The organism is Streptomyces sp. DSM 120436 (assembly GCF_055778765.1).
Genome location: NZ_JBSKBS010000001.1, coordinates 2,354,941 through 2,371,187, shown reverse-complemented (window position 1 = coordinate 2,371,187; position 16,247 = coordinate 2,354,941). Strand labels below are relative to the sequence as shown.

At 71.7% G+C, this 16,247-nt stretch carries 14 protein-coding genes and 2 pseudogenes; 5 read left to right on the top strand and 11 right to left on the bottom strand.

The features are described from left to right. Nucleotides 1-92: 92 nt before the first annotated feature. The 7 genes and pseudogenes from ACWH4W_RS10970 to ACWH4W_RS10940 all read right to left on the bottom strand — a co-directional run. The gene (locus tag ACWH4W_RS10970; RefSeq protein WP_473075575.1) at nucleotides 93-2,732 is read right to left on the bottom strand and encodes a SpoIIE family protein phosphatase; all 2,640 of its coding nucleotides are present in this window, start codon (nucleotides 2,730-2,732) and stop codon (nucleotides 93-95) included. 265 nt (nucleotides 2,733-2,997) lie between these two features. Further along, nucleotides 2,998-3,456 carry an ATP-binding protein gene (locus ACWH4W_RS10965; RefSeq protein WP_473077471.1) on the bottom strand — a complete coding sequence of 153 codons (459 nt, stop codon included), beginning with the start codon at nucleotides 3,454-3,456 and terminating at the stop codon, nucleotides 2,998-3,000. Between the two features lie 135 nt (nucleotides 3,457-3,591). Then, a complete protein-coding gene (locus tag ACWH4W_RS10960; protein ID WP_473075574.1) occupies nucleotides 3,592-4,005 on the bottom strand; it encodes a (deoxy)nucleoside triphosphate pyrophosphohydrolase in 414 nt (137 codons plus the stop codon). A 48-nt stretch (nucleotides 4,006-4,053) separates the two neighbouring features. After that, a pseudogene (locus ACWH4W_RS10955) lies at nucleotides 4,054-4,266 on the bottom strand (hypothetical protein); the annotation flags it as partial. 677 nt (nucleotides 4,267-4,943) lie between these two features. After that, nucleotides 4,944-5,696 (bottom strand): GntR family transcriptional regulator, encoded by a 753-nt coding sequence (locus ACWH4W_RS10950; RefSeq protein WP_473075573.1) that lies wholly within the window; start codon nucleotides 5,694-5,696, stop codon nucleotides 4,944-4,946. Nucleotides 5,697-5,843: 147 nt separating this feature from the next. After that, the gene (locus ACWH4W_RS10945; protein ID WP_473075572.1) at nucleotides 5,844-7,007 is read right to left on the bottom strand and encodes a DUF4190 domain-containing protein; all 1,164 of its coding nucleotides are present in this window, start codon (nucleotides 7,005-7,007) and stop codon (nucleotides 5,844-5,846) included. Nucleotides 7,008-7,183: 176 nt separating this feature from the next. After that, nucleotides 7,184-8,392 (bottom strand): annotated as a pseudogene (locus ACWH4W_RS10940) (S8 family peptidase); the annotation flags it as partial. A gap of 550 nt (nucleotides 8,393-8,942) precedes the next feature. On the opposite strand from ACWH4W_RS10940, the gene ACWH4W_RS10935 reads away from it, so the two are divergent. After that, a complete protein-coding gene (locus tag ACWH4W_RS10935) occupies nucleotides 8,943-10,325 on the top strand; it encodes a phosphatase PAP2 family protein (RefSeq protein WP_473075571.1) in 1,383 nt (460 codons plus the stop codon). Between the two features lie 40 nt (nucleotides 10,326-10,365). Here the strand turns inward: ACWH4W_RS10935 and ACWH4W_RS10930 are convergent, their stop codons facing one another. Both ACWH4W_RS10930 and ACWH4W_RS10925 read right to left on the bottom strand, forming a co-directional pair. Next, complete coding sequence (locus tag ACWH4W_RS10930; RefSeq protein WP_473075570.1) at nucleotides 10,366-11,100, bottom strand: hypothetical protein; 735 nt, start codon at nucleotides 11,098-11,100, stop codon at nucleotides 10,366-10,368. Nucleotides 11,101-11,365: 265 nt separating this feature from the next. Further along, entirely contained in the window at nucleotides 11,366-12,781 is a 1,416-nt protein-coding gene (locus ACWH4W_RS10925; protein WP_473075569.1) for a 2OG-Fe(II) oxygenase, read from the bottom strand. A 405-nt stretch (nucleotides 12,782-13,186) separates the two neighbouring features. On the opposite strand from ACWH4W_RS10925, the gene ACWH4W_RS10920 reads away from it, so the two are divergent. The 4 genes from ACWH4W_RS10920 to ACWH4W_RS10905 all read left to right on the top strand — a co-directional run bounded on the left by ACWH4W_RS10920 (nucleotide 13,187) and on the right by ACWH4W_RS10905 (nucleotide 15,317). Next, complete coding sequence (locus ACWH4W_RS10920; protein WP_473075568.1) at nucleotides 13,187-13,453, top strand: hypothetical protein; 267 nt, start codon at nucleotides 13,187-13,189, stop codon at nucleotides 13,451-13,453. Beyond that, nucleotides 13,450-13,842: a PIN domain-containing protein gene (locus tag ACWH4W_RS10915; RefSeq protein WP_473075567.1), complete on the top strand. Its 393-nt coding sequence runs from the start codon at nucleotides 13,450-13,452 to the stop codon at nucleotides 13,840-13,842. Before ACWH4W_RS10920 ends, ACWH4W_RS10915 begins: the two co-directional genes overlap by 4 nt. Before the next feature lie 375 nt (nucleotides 13,843-14,217). Then, complete coding sequence (locus tag ACWH4W_RS10910) at nucleotides 14,218-14,679, top strand: CPCC family cysteine-rich protein (RefSeq protein WP_473075566.1); 462 nt, start codon at nucleotides 14,218-14,220, stop codon at nucleotides 14,677-14,679. Continuing rightward, nucleotides 14,562-15,317 carry a HEAT repeat domain-containing protein gene (locus tag ACWH4W_RS10905; protein WP_473075565.1) on the top strand — a complete coding sequence of 252 codons (756 nt, stop codon included), beginning with the start codon at nucleotides 14,562-14,564 and terminating at the stop codon, nucleotides 15,315-15,317. The genes ACWH4W_RS10910 and ACWH4W_RS10905 overlap by 118 nt, the downstream gene beginning before the upstream one ends. A 215-nt stretch (nucleotides 15,318-15,532) precedes the next feature. Here the strand turns inward: ACWH4W_RS10905 and ACWH4W_RS10900 are convergent, their stop codons facing one another. Next, nucleotides 15,533-15,787, bottom strand: coding sequence for a Txe/YoeB family addiction module toxin (locus ACWH4W_RS10900; protein WP_009321768.1), 255 nt, complete (start codon nucleotides 15,785-15,787; stop codon nucleotides 15,533-15,535). Then, nucleotides 15,784-16,068, bottom strand: a complete 285-nt coding sequence (locus tag ACWH4W_RS10895) for a type II toxin-antitoxin system Phd/YefM family antitoxin (RefSeq protein WP_111005329.1) — start codon at nucleotides 16,066-16,068, stop codon at nucleotides 15,784-15,786. Before ACWH4W_RS10895 ends, ACWH4W_RS10900 begins: the two co-directional genes overlap by 4 nt. Nucleotides 16,069-16,247: the final 179 nt, after the last annotated feature.

The following is a 16,247-nucleotide window of genomic DNA, read 5'->3' as shown; positions in this document are numbered from 1 at the left end:
TCGGATGTTGCGGGTGAGGACGAGGGGAACGGGTGTTCCGGTTGCGGTCACGGCACATGATCACGAGGGGTCACCGCCGGGTCGACGGGGCGTCAGAAGAGGCTGAGCAGCGCCTCCGCCGGGTCGGTGAGGCCGGTGTCGGACCCGGGCAGCGGCAGCTCGAACCACACCGTCTTGCCCCGGTGGGTGCGCCGCGAGCCCCAGGCGGCGCTCAGCAGGCCGACGAGCTGGAGGCCGCGGCCGCCCTCATCGGTGTCACGGGCGCGCCGCCTGCGCGGCTGGACCAGGCCGGAGTCCCAGACCTCGCAGACCAGGGTGCGGTCGAGCAGCAGCCGGAGTCTGATCTCCCCCTCGCCGTACCGCAGGGCGTTGGTGACCAGCTCGCTGACCAGCAGCTCCGTGGTGTCGACCAGGGGCTCCATGTCCCAGGCGAGGAGCTGGGCACGGGCGTGCTCGCGGGCCCGGCCGACGCTGCGCGGCTCGCGCGGCAGGGTCCAGTCGCCCACGGAGTCGGCGGGCAGGCCCTGTACACGTGCCATCAGCAGCGCGATGTCGTCCTCGCCGTGACGGGTGTCGAGCGTGTTGAGGACGTGGTCGCAGACGTCCTCCAGCGGGGCGGAGGGGTCGGTGAGCGTGCCCACGAACGCCTGGAGGCCCTCGTCGAGGGGGTGATCGCGGCTTTCGACCAGTCCGTCCGTGTAGAGCGCGAGCAGGGCGCCCTCGGGCAGCTCGACCTCCACCTCCTCGAAGGGCTCCCCGCCGACGCCGAGCGGCATGCCGGGCGGCACGTCGAGCATGAGCGCGTTCTCACCGGGCTCGACCAGGACGGGCGGCAGGTGGCCCGCGTTGGCGAAGGTGCAGCGGCGGGTGACGGAGTCGTAGACGGCGTAGACGCAGGTGGCCAGGTACACCTCGGAGAGGTCCGCCTCGCGCGGGCGGCGGGCGGCTCTGGTCGCCTGCTGGACGCCTCCGGCGAACGCCTGGGAGGGCCCGCCGGGCGCGCCGAGACCGCGGGCGATCTCGTCGAGCTGGGCGAGCACCTCGGCCGGTTCGAGGTCGAGCTGCGCCAGGGTCCGCACGGCCGTGCGCAGTTCGCCCATCGCGACGGCGGCGCGCAGGCCGCGGCCCATGACGTCGCCGACGACCAGCGCGGTGCGGTGACCGGGCAGCTCGATGACGTCGAACCAGTCGCCGCCGACCTCGCCGGCCCGTCCGGTCGCCGCGTTGCCGGGCAGGTAGCGGCAGGCGATGTCCAGGCCGGACGCCTCCGGGTCGCCGGGCGGGAGCAGGGACCGCTGGAGTATCAGCGCGCGTTCGTGCTCGCGCCGGTACAGGCGGGCGTTGTCGATGCAGACGGCGGCACGCGCGGCCAGTTCGACGGCGAGGTCGCGGTCGCGGTCCCCGAACGGCTCGCTGCCCTTGGTGCGGGCGAACTGGGCGAGGCCCACCACGGTGTCGTGGGCGACCATCGGCACCGCGAGCGTGGACTGCACCAGGCCGCCGTCCTCGCCGGGCACGGTCTGCGGGCGGGCGGTGCGCAGGGCCCCCGCACAGGGCGAGTTGAACGGGTAGTGGTGGACGGCGCCCAGCTTCACCGGCTCCCCGGTGCCGCTGATGGGGCCGTCGGACACGGCGCTGGCGAAGGCGACCCGACGCACCTCGGCGCTGCCGTCGGCGAGCCCGGGCGGGGTCTCGTCGCCGGCCAGCAGCCCCTGGTAGAGGTCGACGGTGGCCAGGTCGCAGAAGCCGGGCACGACCACGTCGAGCAGTTCGCGCGCGGTGGTCTCCAGGTCGAGGGAGTTGCCGATGCGCGCACCGGCCTCGTTGAGGAGGGCGAGATTGCGCCGCGCGGCGGCGGCCTCGCGGGCGGCGGCGCGCCGGGCGGTGATGTCGGTGCCCAGCCAGGCGACGCCGATGGGGCGGCCGCTGCCGCTGTGCACCCGGTAGAGGTTGACGGACCAGTGACGGCGCTCGTCGGAGCCGGGGACGGACCCGGTGACGTGCATGTCCGTGATCGACTCGCCGGTCTCCAGCACCCTCCGCAGGGTCGCCGCGACCCGCTCGGCCTCCCCGCGCGGAAGGTAGTCGTGGACGCCCTTGCCGCGGTGGTCGTCGGGCGTGCCGCCGAAGAGGGACGCGAACCGCTCGTTGGCCCGGCGGACCCGCAGGTCGGGGTCGATCAGCACGAAGCCGAAGGGAGATTGGCCGAATATGGCCTGCGAGGCGGCCAGATCCGTCTCGATACGGCGCAGGGTGCGGACGTCGACGACGATGCAGACGGCGGCCTTCTCGCCCGCCTCGGTCCGCGTCGGCATGACGTAGACCTCGGCGATGCCCTCCCGGTCGCGCTCGTCCGCCGCCAGGCCGGCGGGCAGCCGGAACGGCACGACCCCGGTCCACTCCCGGCCGTCGAGGATCTCGGCCATCTTGCGCTGGCCGCGCTCCCTGCGGACGGGTTCGAGGAACGCCTCGATCGGGTCCATGCCGACGGCGCGCTCCGCGGGGATCCCGAAGATCTGCTCGGCGCGCAGGCTCCACTGGTCGACCAGCCCGTCGGGGCCGATGGAGAAGGACGCGACCTTGATGTAGTCGTACATGGAGCCGGGCGGGGCGGTCTGCCACATCGCGTCGCCGGACGGAGCGTCGCCGGACACGAGGCCGTCGGCGGCCTCGTCCCTCGAGCCGCCCGACGAGTCCTCGGACTCCGTGGCCTTCGCTGGTATCTCGCTCACGCGAACCGTCCCCTCCAGCTCACCGCGTCCGGCACCGGTCGCCGGGGGCGGCTGCCCGCAGTATCCAGCACTACGGCGCCGCGCAACACGGTGTTCACGATCACAGCACGGTCCCGATGCTTTTCGGTCCGCGCCGTGAGAACACTCCCAGTCTTCTAACCAGCGGACACGCCGTCGAATCCCCGGTTCGACAACCGTCACGGAAGGGGACCGGTCACGCAGGCGGCTCGAGCACGTCGAGACCCGCGAACGGCCGTGCGGGACCTCACCGGGGGACCACGAGTTCGCACCACACCGTCTTGCCGTGCGGACCGGACCGGTGCCCCCAGCGACGGGAGGAGCGGGCCAGCAACTGGAGACCGCGCCCGCCCTCGTCCTCGGGCCGGGCGACGCGTTCGTGCGGCGGCTCGGGGTCCGGGTCGGACACCTCGACCAGCAGCACCCCGGACCGTCCCGCGGGCCGGGTCAGGCAGACGCCGACGGGTCCGGTGGCGTGCCGCAGGGCGTTGGTGACGAGTTCGCTGACCAGCAGCACCGTGAGATCGGCGACGCCGTCGAGCTCCCACCGGCCGAGCTGTTCGCGCACGGCACAACGGGCGGCACGCACCGCGTCCGCGTCCGGGGCCGCGGCGAGGGTCCACGTGGCCCGGTCGCCGTCGGTGTCGGTCACGCGGATCACCTCCCCGCCGAGCGAGTCAGGCAGTCCGACCGTGTCCGGTTTCATGTGGTCAATAGCCACATACCCGGTATCCCGGACGGAGTACCGCGCACAACGGCGCGAGCCGCAGGCCGCCCGCGCGGGACGACGCCCACGGCGCGCTCACACACCGTCACTCCCCGCGGATGCGCCGGAAACGCGTCACACGCCGTCGCGTGACCCGAGATGGATGAGGGTGTCCCGCACGGCGGGCACGTCGTGCTCGATCCAGTCGACGTCCCAGACACGGTCGGGGGCGAGCCATCGCAGCTCGTCGTGGTCCTGGAGGGGGCGCGGGGCGGCGGACCCGGGGCGCAGGCGCGCGGTCCACACCTGCATGACGTACGGCGTCCGCAGCGGCCACTGGCCCGGGACGCGCTCCCCGGCCTCGGCGTCGACGCCGAGTTCCTCGCGCAGCTCCCGGACGACGGCCGCGTCCGGAGCCTCCCCCGGTTCGACCTTGCCACCGGGCAGCTCCCAGAGCCCGGCCAGCTCGGCGGGCGCGCTCCTGCGGGCGGCGAGGAGCCGTCCCCCGTGCCACAGGGCGGCTCCGACCACCACGATCCGCTCGCTCATGCGCCGGAGCCTACGGGAGGGACGGGCCATCATCTGTCCGGGACCGGCTCAGCCGACGGTGCGGCCGTTCTGGCCGATGCGCTCGACCCAGTAGAGCTGCTTGTGGCCGCGGCCGTCGAGGCTGTCCGCGATCTTCTCCGCCTCGGCGCGGGTCGCGTAACGGCCCACCCGGTAGCGGTTGCCGTTGTCGTCCTGACGCACGACGAGCCAGGGAAGAGTCACCGTGCCGTCGCTCATCGCTCCCCTCCACTTGCCTTCCGCGGCCTGTGCCGCACCCCGCCCGGTAAGGAAACCGCAGTCCGCATATGCCCGAGCCTACGCCTTACCTTCACTGAGCGAATACGCCTTTTCACGAACAGGCACGCAACCGGCCAGCGCGAAGGGGGCGCACGGCGGCGGATGCGCCGTGCGCCGGGGGTGACATGTCCGGTCAGCGGCGTAGGGCCGTCCTCGCCCGGCCACTGGAGCGACCTGCGAGAACGGCCAAATTGCTTCGGCCGCGGGGCCGGTGCGACACGCATGACGCGCCGGAGCGGAGGCGTGGTCCGGGGCGCGGAGGGGAGCGCGAGGGGGTGATGGGGCGGATGGGGAGGCGCGGGTGCCTTTGGGCGAGCTGCGGGGAGGGCGAGTTGCGGAGAGAGCGGGCTGAGGCGTTGACGGGATGAGGCGCCGGCGGGCGGGCGGGGGCGGGGCTCCGGGCACCCGGGTGCGGGCCCGCGCGCCGCGACGATCGGCGGGCGGGTGCCGAGAGCCCTGCGGCCTCGGGACCCCCCGGCCGCTCCGCGCGCCGCGCGCCCGGGCGGGCGGGAGCCCTCCGCCCCCGTCCCCGTGCCACGCTCGGCGCGACGACCGGTCAGGGAGATGCGGGAGCCCTCGATGCCGGTCCCCCACGCCCCCCGCCCGTGACGGCCGGCCCCACGCGGGCCGCCCGGAACCCCCTACTTCACCGGCAGGTGGTACGCCGCCCTGTACCGGTCCGCCGGGATGACGACATCCGCCGTCTCCACCGGGCGGCCCGACGCGCAGTACGTGCGCTGGATGACCAGGACGGCGTGGCCGGGGACGCCCCCGAGCAGCAGCAGCTCCTCCGCGAGGCCGGGACGCGCGCCGACCTCCTCCGTGACGTTGTCCACGATGACGTCGATCGCGCGCATGCGCTCGACGACGCCCATGCCGCCCAGCGGGCCCTCCTCGGGCAGCATCACGGGCGTGCGCCCGGTGAGGGCGAGCGGCTCCCAGGACGTGGAGAGCATCATCGGCTCACCGGCCTCCCGGAAGAGGTACTTCGTGCGCATCACGCGGTCCCCCACGTCGATGCCCAGCCGCTGGGCGATCGACGCGCTGGCGTCCGTCTGCTCGCTGCTGGACTCCCAGGTGCCGCGCACGCCGACGTCGGCCTGCTCCTGCCGGAACGGCGTCGCCCCGCGCTCCGGGCGGAACCCGGACCGGGCGACCCGCCGCGGCACGGGCCGCTCCCGCACGTACGTTCCCGAGCCCGAGCGGCCCTCGACGAGCCCCTCGGCCATCAGCACCTTGCGCGCCTCCAGCGCGACCGTGTCCGAGACGCCGTACTCCTCGCGGATGCGGGCCTGGGAGGGGAGCCGGGTGTGGGGCGGCAGCTGACCGTCGACGATCTTCTTGCGGAGATCACCCGCGACGCGCAGGTACGCCGGCTGCTCACCGAATGTCACTGGCCACTCCCCTCAGGTTGCACAGAAAGCAACAGAGTGGCAACTCTGGGTTGTCCGAAGCAAGCGAAGGCCAAAGAATCACTCGAAGTGATGATTTCTGCCGCGAGAGGGCTTCACGCAGGCACTTTCTCCCCACTATGGGAGCTCTCACACCTGCATCTCACCGGCTTCCGGCTCCGGTTCGGCCCCCTCGTCGTATGCGGGCGGTGAGGTGGCCAGCCCCAAGGCTTCGCGCACGGTGACAGAAAGGGACGGGTCGGTCGCGTCCCAGGCGTCCTCCTCGTGGGTCCAGTAGGAGTCCGGGTCGGTGGCGCTCGCCGCCCGCCCCCAGGCGACCCGCGCCCTGCCCAGGTCCACGATCAGCTCGTTCACCGGCCCCCGCGCCTCCTTCGGCCACTCGTGCGCGCGCAGCAGCCGCGCCTGCTCGGCGACGGCCTCCTCGACCTGCCCGGCCCACTCCCGGTCGTCGCTCACGTCGTCGTCGGGGTGGTCGGACCCCGGCGCCTCGTCCAGCACGGCGTTGAGCACCCCGGCCGCCTCCAGGTAGGTGAGCTGGTGGACGTCGAGGGTGGTCTCGTCGCTGCGCAGCGACCCGGTGAGGCGGGTCCCGTCCTCACGGCCGAGCACACAGGCGATGGAGCGGTCGCCGTACCTCCAGCTCTGCCGGGACGGGACGAAGTAGTAGACGCCGACCTCCTCCGGCAGGGACCAGGTGTCCATGACGTAGGCGGCCCGCAGTGCGTAGCAGCGGTCCTCGCTCAGCTCGACGAGGCTGTCGTCGCCGGGGAAGTCGCTCCCGGGGACGGTGACGAGGGCGAAGACCTCGCCGTCGTGCTCGTCGGCGCAGGGCACCCGGACGGCCTCGGTGGTCCAGCCCTCCAGTCCGCCGGGCGAGGTGAAGCAGTCGCCCTCGCGCAGGGACAGGACGCTGTCGGCGCGTGCCCCGTCCTTGAAGCCCTCCCAGACGTCCGAAGCGAACCCGGTGGCGAGCGACACCGTCCACAGCGCCAGCCCGAGCGACGACAGCGCGACGCCGGCGACCGCCATCCCCCGCCCGCGCTCCCCCCGCCGTTCGATCTGCCGCAGCGCGATCAGCCCCAGCACCAGCCCCGCGGCGGGCAGGAAGCACAGCACCCCGAGGACCAGGGCGGCGATGGCGACACCGTTGACGGGGGCGGGCGGCCGGGGCCCGTACGGGCCGTAGAGGAAGTACGGCGCGGGACCGGGCGCGCCCTGGTGGGGGAAGTGCGGCGGCTGGGCGCCGCCTTCGTGCTGCGGCCCGGCGGGCGGAGGTATCGACACGACGCGCATCGTAAGCGGACGGTGACGGGCCCCGCCCCGGGGGATGCCTCCCGGGGCGGGGTGCCGGTCCGCCGGACCGGCGCTCTGTGTCCGCACCTCGGCGGGTGCGCCCCGCGCGTACGGAGCGGGTGCGCTCAGCACGCAGGGAGCGCGTGCGCCCGGCGCGTACGGAGCGGGTGCGCTCAGCCCACGTACAGCAGGCGGTTGGGCGAACCGCTGCCCGGGCTGGTGACCACGCCGGTGGTGGCGGAGGAGGTCAGCGCGGACGAGACCTGGGCGGGGGTGGCCGACGGGCTGCCGGCCAGGTACAGGGCGGCGGCGCCGGCGACGTGCGGGCTGGCCATCGAGGTGCCGGAGATGGTGCTGGTGGCCGTGTCGCTGGTGCGCCAGGCGGAGGTGATGGAGGAACCGGGCGCGAACAGGTCCACCACCGAACCGTAGTTGGAGTAGCTGGCGCGGGAGTCGGTGGACGTGGTGGCGCCGACCGTGATCGCCTCGGACACCCGGGCCGGGGACTTGGTGGAGGCGTTGGTGGACTCGTTGCCGGCCGCGACGACGAAGGTGACGCCGGCCGCGATGGCGTTGCGGACGGCCGCGTCGAGCGTGCTGTCCGCGCCGCCGCCGAGCGACATGTTGGCGACGGCCGGCTTGACCGCGTTGCGCGCCACCCAGTCGATGCCGGCGACGACCTGCGCGGTGGTGCCGGAGCCGGAGTTGTTGAGCACGCGGACGCCGACGATCCTCGCCTTCTTGGCGACGCCGTACGCGTTGCCCGCGACGGTGCCGGCGACGTGGGTGCCGTGGCCGTTGCCGTCCTGGGCCACGTTGTCGCGGTCGACGGCGTCGTAACCGTTGGACGCGCGGCCGCCGAAGTCGCTGTGGCTGATGCGGACGCCCGTGTCGATGATGTACGCCGTCACGCCCTGCCCGGCCGAGTCGGGGTAGGTGTAGGCCCGGTTGACGGGGCGGTTGCGCTGGTCGATCCGGTCCAGGCCCCAGGAGGGCGGGTTGGACTGGGTCGCGGTGACGGTGAAGGTGCGGTTCTGCACCACCGAGGCGACGGCCGGGTCCGCGGCGAGACGCTTCGCCTCGGCCTCGGATGCCTCGATCTCGTAGCCGTTGAGCGCCTTGCTGTAGGTGCGCTCGATGGCGGCGCCGTACTTCTCGGCCAGGGCACGGCCCTCGCCGGTGGTCGAACGGGCCTCGTCGGCCTTCAGGGTCACGATGTAGCTGCCGTCGACGGCGTTCGCGGCGCCCGCGTACTGGATGCGGCCTTCGGGTGCGGCCGGCGCCGCTCCCGCGGGGAGTGCGGAGACCAGGCTCGTGACGAGCGCCGCGGAGGCCGCGGCGCCGAGGACGGCCAGTCTTCGCCGGGGGTGACGCATCACTGCCATGGAGGGTTCCTCCTCAATCGGTGGTGCGCGTTCATGTGGGGGATGGTGCGGGGCGGTGCGGCGACGCACGGGTGCGCACGTGCCGGAGCACGCTTGCGTGACAGGATCATGACAATGCAGCCGTCACATCCAGGCGCGTCAGCCGAAAGATTGAGGGTTCTACAGGAATTGCACAAGGGTGCCTCGACGACCTATGGACCCCGCCGTTCCGATCCGGACACCGGACACCCGGCACAGATGCGGCGCAACCGCCCGGCACGGATGCGGCACGACCGCCCGACACAGCTGCGACACAGCCGCGACACAGCCGACCCATGGACTCCCCGCCCACCCCCGTTAACATGTTCGAGCTCACGACGGATGTCCTCATTCACCGGCTGTCCACCGGAAGACCCAGCCCACCCTGCCCTTCGGCGCATATGCGCCCCATGCCCGTGAAGCCACCTGCCCGCAAACGAATCACCAGGCGAACCAGTTGACAACCGAACCCACTCGAATACCGCCGCGGGACGACCGCGGGACGCAGCCCGCCACGTGGCGCCGGCCCCGCGTGGTCCTGTGGACCGCGGCGGGTGCGGCGACCCTGGGCTTCCTCGTCGCGCTGGAGATCGTGGCGCGCGGCTACGGCTTCTCGGGGCCGATCACCGAACAGTCGCGGGAGGCGATCTTCGCCCCCGAGTCGGGTCCGCTGCTCTACGGCGGTCTGGCACTGACGATGGTGGTGCTCACCTGGCGGCAGCGGCTGATCGCGCTGAGCGTCGCCGCCGGCGTCGACGTCGTCTTCTTCCTGGTCCGGTGGGCGCTCGACGCCGAGATGAACTTCGGCAACGGCGCGCTGTGGGTGGTGCTGGGCTGCGCGGTCCTCGGCCTCACGCGCCGCACCGGGCAGGAACGGATGCTGCTGCTGAAGGGCACCGGCCTGGGCCTGCTGCTGGTGGCCGGCCACAAGACGGGTGACACCTGGCTGCTGATCACGTCGGAGACCCGGCCGACCGTCCTCGACGCCTACGTGGCGGCCGCGGACCACGCCCTGGCCGATCCGTCGTGGCTGGCCGGCCGCCTCCTGGACGCCACCGCGCCGGTCAGCACGGGCGTCCTGAACGTGGTCTACGGCCAACTCCCGCTGGCCGCCGCCCTCGTCGGCCTCTACCAGTTGCGCCGGGTCGCGGTGGAGCGCCGCTTCCCCGCCCACCACCTGGTGCGCACGTTCCTGGTGATCGGCCTGCTCGGCCCCGCGATCTACATGATCTTCCCGGTGGTCGGTCCGGTCTTCGCGTACGGCACGGACGGCGGCGCCTGGGCGACGGCGGACCTCTGGCCGGAAACCCTGCCGCCGGTGACCGACCCGCAGCCGATCCCGTTCGACGGCGTCACCCCGCGCAACTGCATGCCCAGCCTGCACACCGCGTGGGCGGTCACCCTGTTCGTCCACACCCGCGACGGCTCCCGCGCGGTGCGCTGGGCGGGCGCCTTCTGGCTGGCCGGCACCCTCGCCGCGACCCTGGGCTTCGGCTACCACTACGGCGCCGACCTGCTCGCCGGCGTGGTGTTCGCCCTGACGATCGAGACGGCGGTGCGGTGCTCCGCGCACGGCTGGGACCGCGCGAGCGTCCGCCTGGTCGCCCTCGGTACGAGCGTCTTCGCCGCGCTGCTGTCGGCGTACCGCTGGCTGCCGGCGGAAATGGCCGCCCGCCCGTGGCTGTTCGGCCCGCTCCTGCTGCTGGTGACCGGCGGGGTGATCCACGCGTACGTGCGGACGGCGCGGGGGCGGGACGCAGAGGTGTCCATTCCGGGCCCTCGGTCCGCACCGGAGGCGGCAGGATTCCGGAAGCCGACCGAGGTGACGGAGGCGGCCGAGTCACAGGGGACGGCCGACTCCCCGAAGTCGCCTGAATCGCCCGAGTCGCCGGACGCACGGCCGGAACTGGTCTGACGCCCGCCTGTTGCTGACCTCACAGTCACTAACATCGATGTTACTGACCTACCGCCCGCATGACCGGACGGTTGGCGGCCGTGTACTCCTCAGCGATGGTGAAGGCGCTGGCACAGCGGGGGCATTCCGCTCGGCCGAAGAGGTGGGCGATGCCGTCGGCGAGCAGGTCCTGGCCATCGCGGACGGCCGTCTCGTGCATCCACCGTCCGACACCGGAGAGGGCCGCCGAGTCCGCGCGCCGCAGTTCGCGTCGGTCCACGTCCCCGAGGTTCCAGTCCCGGACCGCCGAGTACCGTCCGTACTCGCCGATGGCGATCGTCACGTCGGCGGCGCAGTGCGGGCAGGCGACCTCGTAGAAGTCGTCCGAGAAGTCCCCCAGTACCGCGCTCCAGTGGTGCTGCTCCTCGGTCGCCAGCAGAAAGCGGAAGCTCGCCAGGTAGCCTTCCGGCCTCGACCGCAGGTGCCGGTCCAGGATCTCGCGGAACGCCGCGATCGCGTCGGCGCAATCCGCCAGCAGATCGTCACAGCCATGAGGGCCGGCGGCGCACATCACGATCGACCCGGCGAGCTCACGCGCCTGCGCACGGTGCGACGCGAGAGGCACCAGCCGCGGCAGTGCGGCGAAGCTGGCGGGAAACACGGTGTCGTGCTCGAGCAGCAGCCGGCGCCCCAGCTCCTCCCACGCCTCGGCGTCGTCCCCACGCTCGACCCGCGCCAGCAATTCGGGAACGCGGCCGACGTCCCCGAAATAGTCATACGTCCCTGCCCGGTTCATGTCCCGAGTATGAGCGCACGCGGCGGACCGACCGAACACCCGAACCGAACGACAAAACCCCCGTTGAAGCGGCCGACACGGCTGACGCCGCATCCGTTCCCGGGAAGGGCCCTGTCCGGCCCGTGTCCGTGTCGCTGCACGAGAGCGCCATCGCCGCCTTTAAACAGCGCACCGGGCGGCGCGCGGGATGTTCGCACCAGCAGCCGACCAGCATGCGGCAGCACTCCGCGGACCAACGGCTTGGCAGCTCAGTCGGGCAGCCACGTCATGCGATGGCCGCGATGTCCCCGTTGTCGAAGTAGATCGTCTGGTGCAGTTCGCCGCCCAGTGCAGCGGCGTACCGGATGAGCGCCTCTTGGCCCGAGATCGCATCGGCCCGGACCCTGTCCAGCTCCCCAGCCGCGATCCGGTCGCGCAGCTCGGCCAGCGCGCCTTCGGGGCCGGCCTCGGCCCGGGCCGCGAACGCCCGCTCGTGCGGCCACAGCAGGACCGCGGAACGTCGGTACCAACGGTCAAGGGTGTTGCCGTAGTTGCCCATGTAGCCCTCATACTCCGACCGGAAGGGCTCCAGGTTCTTGTTCGGCGTGGAGGCACACCGCTCCTCATAGGAGACGGGCAGACAGATCGCCTCGCCGCCCCCGGCGTCCGGGCGGGTCCACCAGCCGAGAGTGATCTCGTCGTCGATCAGGTCGTTGAGCTCGTAGTCCGCATAGTCTTCGTGGGCGCCGCTCCCGGCGCCGGGGGCCAGGTCCTCCTCATCCTCCTCGTCATAGGAGTCGTCGTAGTAGTTGCGGTCCCACGGGTCACCGCCGCCGGGCGGACAGGCGTCCCAGGTCTCCTTCACCTCGGCAAGCGCGAGCACCGCCTCGCAGCCGGCCCGCGCCGCGGCGGTACGCAGCAGCGCGGCGCGCTCGGCGTCCGCGCCCTTGAGGCGGCTCCAGGACAGTCCGCGCTGGGTGTACTCGTGGTCAAGCAAGTAGACCAGCCGGTTCGGCGGAGGCAGTTCCCGGCCTCCCCAGCGCGGGAGGGCCGGCTCGGCGAAGTGTTCGGTCAGGCAAACCGCGAGGTCGGCGACCGGGCCGACGTCCCCGGACGCGGCTTCGGCTTCGGCTTCGGCTTCGGCTTCGGCGAGCAGGTTGAAGGTGAGGGTCACCCGATAGCCCGACTTCACCGGCTTGACCTCGTGCCGGCAGTCGGCGTAGAAGGCGACGAAGGTCAGCCGCTCCTTCGACGCCCGGTAGACCCTGCTCTCACCGCCGTGCTCCACCACCAGTTCGCCGCCGGTGTGCGCCGAAGGCAGCGACACCACCAGCGTCCCCACCATCGCGTCGTCCTTCTCGGAGTCCTGGTGGGGGAAGGAAGAACTGGCCCTTGCCGTACACGAGAAGCGCGTGCGGCTCGGCCCGCAGCCGGGTCTTCGCCGGCAGCCCGAGCTCGTCACGGAAGTATTCCAGGGCGGCGCCCAACATCGGCGCCCCCCTGTCCCGCCCAGTTCGAACCGGTCAGGAGTGATCTCCCAGGTGTCGCGGACACCGGAGTCGCTCAACGTCTCCTCACCGCGCCCGAACTTCGCCGGCCGCGCCACCTCGATCAGCTTCTTCGTACGCGGCGCGCGCAGCGGAAGCACCACCGGCCCAACACCCTCCACGTCCAGCCGGAGCGCGTCGGCCGGCGCGTTCATCCAGGCGGCGAACGAGCCGCCCGGGTCCGAGCCACCGAGCAGTCGCGCCAGCCGCTACCGTGCCGAGATCGCCACACTCCGTCCCCTTTTCACGTCCATGCCCCGCTTCGCGCCGCCGGGGACACCCCGGCTTCCCTGACGATCGCAGTGACGGCGGGCACCGCTCCCGCTCGAACAACCGACCGTCGGCACCGTGCTGGTCCTGCTCGATGGCGCGTATGCGGCTCCCCCCTTGAAGCTCGGACCAGGCACATCAGCAATGACTTTCCGTTACCGCCACGCGCGGGACAGGGCCGTTAAATTGACACACCCGGCCCCAGCGGTCGAGCGGAAAAGACACAGGGGTCATCCCCACCCCCTTGAAACCCGTCCCACATCGGCGCCATACAGGAGTATGGTGTTGATATGGCTACCAAGAAGGTGACGATCACCCTCGATGAATCCTTGGTCGCGGCCCTGGCGGACGCCGCCGAGGACGAAGGCATCCCGCTGTCCCGGCTCGTCGCCGGAGCAGCTGAGCGGGAGTTGCGGCTGAGAGCCGGACGGGCCGTGGTCCAGGAGTGGCAGGCGGAGCACGGAGGCTTCACCCCCGAAGAGCTCGCCGCCGCCCGCTCCGAGATGGCCGACGCCGACGCCGAGTACCTCAGCAGCTCAAGGACCTCGGCCGCGTGAACATCCCCTACCTGTACGACGCCGGTGCGCTCCTCGCCATCGACAACGGCGACCGGCGCATGTGGGCCCGCCACCATCTGGCTCTGGAGGACGGCCGGGACATCCACGTCCCCTCTGTCGTCGTGAGCCAAGCGTGGCGGGACGCCCGGCGCCAGGTCCGGCTCGGCAAGTTCCTCGCCGGATGCGATGTCGCGCCCATGGGCCTGGAGACCGCCAAGGCTGCGGGCATCCTGTGCGGCAAGGCAGGCACTGCCGATGTCGTCGACGCCACCGTCGTCGTCATGGCCGCCACCCTCGGCGCCGTCATCTGGACCTCCGACCCGGACGACATCCACACCCTCATCAACGCCCAGGACATCAAACCCGCCCCTGTCATCCGTACCGTCTGACCTCCCGTGATCCCCGGCCGACACCCGGCCGGAGGGTCGGCGCCAAGTCAGCGCACGACCCGGAAACGGCCCACATCCGCAGGAGAAAGAAGGAAGGGGCCAGACCCGAGGATCTGACCCCTGACCTGGGGTTTCCTACCCCGACCAGCCGCTTCCGGCGATCAGGCGCTACACGTTGAAGCGGAATGTCTGCGGACTGATCCTGACCTGCGGCGGAGCTTCACTCAGGGCTCTGACCTGAGGTTTCCTGGTTGGCATGCGTTGGCTCCCGACGGCCATTCACGGGTGTCCTGCGGACTGGCTGCGGACTGGCCAGGGGTCCCGAGGCAGAGAAAACCATGGCACACGGGCGGGGTCTACAAGGAGACTGCGCAGGTGAGCGGCTGCTGCCCCTGCCCGTGCTGCGGGCACCGCGTGCTGGACGCGATGCCCGGCTCGTACGAGATCTGCCCCGTCTGCTTCTGGGAGGACGACGGGGTCCAGTTCCGCTGGCCGACGATGGGCCGCGGGGCGAACAAGGTCTCCCTGATCGAGGCCCAGCGCAACTACCAGGACTTCGGCGCCTGCGACCAGCACGGCCGACGATACGTCCGCCCGCCGGCCGAGGACGAGCCGCTCGACCCCGCCTGGCGCCCCATCGACCTGACACGGGACTCCTTCGAGGACTGGGCGACGGAGGACCGCACCCCGTGGCCCGACGACCACTCGGTGCTCTGCTGGTGGCTGCCCACCTTCTGGCGCCGGGACCACTCCGCGTCACGACCTCCCACACCGAAACACTCGTCCAGCGGCTCGACGGCAAGGCCAACGAGTCCTACGACGCCCGCGCGGAGCTGATCCGGCTCGGCTCCGACGCCATCCCCACCATCGTCGACGGGCTCCCCTCCCTCAGCGGCTTCGGCCAGCTGGCCGCCATCGAGGTCTTCGAGGAGGTGGGCGATCCCCCTTGCGGCCCCTCTCTCATCGGCCTGCTGGACAGCGACAACCCGACCGTCCGCGAATGGGCGGCCATGGCCCTGGCGAGCCTTGAGATCGACGGCGCCATCGAGCCCCTGCGCCGCGCCTACCGCGCCTGCCTGGAACGGGCGACCCCACCGGACTGGACCGAGTCCGTCGGCATCCGCTGGGCGACCAGCCCGCAGCCCTCGGCGCCCTTCTCCGCCTCGACGCCCAGCTCGGCACCCACCACGCGGACCGCTTCACCCAGCCTGACGGTCTCTGGGACCAGTGGGTCAACGCCCTGGCCCACCTCCGCGACCACCCCGGTCACACCCCCGCCGAGCAGCGCTGCCAGACGGACCTCCCGTGCGACTTCGCCGACGGACGGACACGTCCATGACGTCGAGGAGCGCTGCGAGACGCGCCGAGGATTGTTGCTCTGCCGGTGCCTGTTGTCCCCCTCTGGCCGTCTCCCTCTTCACAGGTTCGCCAGAGTGGACCTCGCGTCCGATGGCGCTGTCACCTTCCGCCCATGACCGCATCAGACGCTCTGCTCCGCCGCCTCGAGCAAGACCCGTCGCCGGCTGCCGCACCGGCCCGGCAGGCGACTTCGACATCGATCGCCGGACCTCCGTCGAGAACCTTGTCCTCCCGCCGGGAAGGCCACTGCACCCGATAGCCGGCGGCACGTACTTCCTCTGCGGGGAGGGCGGGGAGCGGCCTGTCCCGTATGCCGACTCCGACCGAGAACTCAGTAGTGATAGCGAGCCGCGAGAATCACGATCTCCTTGTCCGTGACCAGGTAGACCAGGCGGTGCTCGTCGTCGATCCGCCGCGACCAAGCACCTGGCAGGTGGTACTTGAGTGGCTCGGGCTTACCGATTCCAGTGAAGGGGTCGCGTTTGACGTCCTCGATGAGCTTGTTGATCCGAGCGAGCATCTTGCGGTCGTTCTTGAGCCAGGACGTGTAGTCCTCCCAGCCCTGGTCTTCGAAGACGAGCCTCACTCAGCACCCTCACTGGCCGCATCCGGCGAGTCGGGGTCGATCAGCTCTCGCTCTGACACGTTGATGTTGGCCAGGGCGTTCTCGTACGCCTTGAGCAACCGGCGAGCGTTCGCCGGCGAGCGCAGCAGGTACGAGCCCTCACGCAATGCCGCATAGTCCTCGGCTGAGACGAGCACGGCATTGCCGTGCTTGGAAACGATCTCGATGGCCTCGTGGTTGTCGTTGACCTTCTTGATCAGCGGAAAGAGAGCCTTGCGGGCCTCGCTCGCAGTTATGGACATGACCTCACCCTTCCCCGCAGTGGTACCGAATAACGTACCACTTTTACTGCTCATGGACAGAGCAGACGCCCGGCGAAGGAGCAGACACCCCAGCGACACCCCGGCGCGGGCAACAACAAGGGGTCGACCCCCGGAAAGGCCAACCCCTTGCCGCCTGCGGACTTGACGAAGCCCTTGAC